Origin of the sequence: Anaerotruncus sp. 1XD42-93 (assembly GCF_009917605.1) — a bacterium.
Classification (GTDB): domain Bacteria; phylum Bacillota; class Clostridia; order Oscillospirales; family Ruminococcaceae; genus Anaerotruncus.
Window position 1 is genome coordinate 1 of the sequence record NZ_QZEG01000135.1, and the last position, 2,615, is coordinate 2,615.

The window sequence follows — 2,615 nt, forward strand, 5'->3', positions numbered from 1 at the left end:
TCGTAGAGTAGGAAAGAGCCGCCTTACCGCATTACTGCGGCAGGTTTGCCCAGACCCCTCCCAGAACCGGACTTACACCTCTCGATGTATCCGGCTCGCCATCATTGTTTCAAACTATGGAAATTCAAGGGTGATGGATTTTATAATGACAGTCTTTGCATACGGCTAATGTTTTCCGCCTTTTGGCTATCATTACAATTTCCCATTGCTGTTTTCCTTTGAGGTTCTTCACTTTGTTTACATGGTGCATAGCAAGAGGAGTATTCGTTTTCCCGCATAACTCGCAGATTCCCGCAGACAATCTCTTTTCGAGGGTAGTCCTGGTTCCTGCGTGTCTGATTGCGTACTCAACAATCACGTCGTTGAAACGATCACTGTCTTTACAGTCCATATACTTTGCGAAAGTCCGGTATTTCTGTTGTCCCTTGGCGGTGTTATACGGGATGCCCCAGTCACCGCTGCCGGTGCGGAACTGTTCCCTGATTTTTCTGCTGGTGCTTTTGTGTTTGCCCGCAAGGGTTTTCAGACAGCTATACTCCATAAGATAAGCGAAATAGTTCAGACTTGTGAAGTTGCTGGCAATGCTGTAGTAATTGCAAATACCTCTGAGTTCGGAGTTGTACGTATCTATGATTTCTAAATTCGTACATCTGTAAAGATACTTTCTTGCTATGTACTCGATTTTACCGTCATGCGTTTGCTTAATGATTGCTTTGTCGAATAGGAACGGCATGATTTTATCCGCGAACGGTACATTCAGTTCCACAGTATAATTCAATGTGCGCTTTAAGCATCTGTCGGTGGGCTTTACTTTACCGTCCCGTCTTACTCGAACATCGTAACCCAGAAATCTTGCGTATTGGTTGCTGTGCGTTATCAGTGTTTTTTCTTCGGACAATTCCATTTTGAGATGTTCACTGATAAAGTCCGAAAACTGCCGTTTTATGTGTTCACAGTCCGATTTATCACCCTTAACTCCAATGATGAAGTCATCTGCATAGCGGATATATTTCATCACTTTGTCCGTTTTGGAGGAGCAGGGGACTTTGCGCAACTCGGATTTTAAGGATTTCACTCTTTTCAAGAGTTCGACTTTTTTCTGCCCCGTCGCCGTTTTCAGCAATTTTTGCGCATAGTCCTTTTTGCACTGGATTTTGGCATATTCGGGAGTGCGAACTCTATCTCTCGGCTTGTAAAACGCCCTTGCAACCTTTTCTGCAAACTTGTCAAGCTCATTCAGGTATATATTGGAGAGCAGCGGCGATATGATGCCGCCTTGGGGACAGCCGGAGTATGTAGTATGATACTTCCAATCCTCCATATATCCCGCTTTAAGAAACTTCCAAATGAGCTTTATCAGCCGCGCGTCCTTGATTTTGGAGCTGATAACACCAACGAGTACCTGGTGGTCGATATTGTCAAAGCACCCCTTAATGTCGCCTTCTATGAACCACGATACGCCCGTAAATTCCTTCTTCAGAGCCTTCAGGGCCGTGTGGCAATCTCTGTGAGGACGAAAACCATATGAAAAATCTGAAAATGTCGGCTCATAGACTGCTTCCAATATCATTCTCAACACTTCCTGAACGAGCTTATCCGTAAAGGATGGAAGTCCGAGAGGACGTTTTTTTGTACTGCTGCGCTTCTTCGGAATATATTCGCGGCGCACAGGCTTCGGCATATAGGTTTCATCAGCCAAAGATTGTATGATTCTGTTGATTTTTTCTTCGCTGAACCCATCCGCTGTGTCGTCGTCCACGCCTTTTGTTGCCGCTCCTTTATTCCTGTAAAGTTTGTTGTACGCAAGATAGTACAGGTCGGGTCTTAGCATATAACGGTATAGTCTTGTGAAGATTTCCTCATTGTTTTTCCTTGAATTTCGCATAATTCTATCTAAAATCGCTGTCGTTGGTTGCATTGAGGTATTCCTCCCTAATCGCACTTTTGATTTTAGAGCCAATGACTGTTCTCCTTTTCCTGTTCTCCCGCATACTTGGTCGCCCTTTCAGCGGTAATCGAACCAGCAGCACACGAAGTCTGCCTGTGTGTTGAACCATTACAGCAACACCTTGGATACTATGAGAACTCCGTTGCCTTATTGGATATTCAGCGTCATCTCCCTTACCCTCGCGGGCTTGGAATTTATCACCTTACGGCATTTCGCATAGTCTTTTCAGACGTTCCAACTTAGGCAATCCCCAGTTAGTGTAATAAGTAGGCAAATGCGGATTGTCGGATATGCTTTCGTTTCGTTAAACCAGTTCTCTGGCTTATCTTATGAATTTGTTGATAACCCATTACACGACATGGATATGTAATGTTATTCATGCCGGAGGTTGATACTGTCACTATTCGACAGGTACATACACATTCCTCCGCCCGGGCTAAACGGGAACTTGAAACTCGCTTTATACATTCTGTAGGTTTATCCTCATATCCGCTTAACGTTGCAGTTCAGTCGTGCCCTTGTGTATAGGACAACTTACCGCTTCCCTGCCATGCTGTAGTCCCGTGTCAGCTTTCGCCTTTCGGTCAGGCAGGCCGTTTCCCGCGCTATCTTACGGGGTTGTGCCTTAGTCAACTCCTTATTACACCCTATCTGGGCGCAACATGTC

Annotated in this window: 1 protein-coding gene; it reads right to left on the reverse strand. The window is 45.0% G+C overall.

What is annotated here, in order from left to right; all coding sequences use genetic code 11:
* Positions 1-124: 124 nt before the first annotated feature.
* Entirely contained in the window at positions 125-1,918 is a 1,794-nt protein-coding gene (locus tag D5269_RS17355) for a reverse transcriptase domain-containing protein (protein ID WP_120487321.1), read from the reverse strand.
* Positions 1,919-2,615 lie beyond the last annotated feature (697 nt).

What these genes read in the sequence shown, in the direction of transcription:
- D5269_RS17355 (WP_120487321.1), bottom strand. Translation starts at nt 1,918, where the DNA reads ATGCAACCAACGACAGCGATTTTAGATAGAATTATGCGAAATTCAAGG.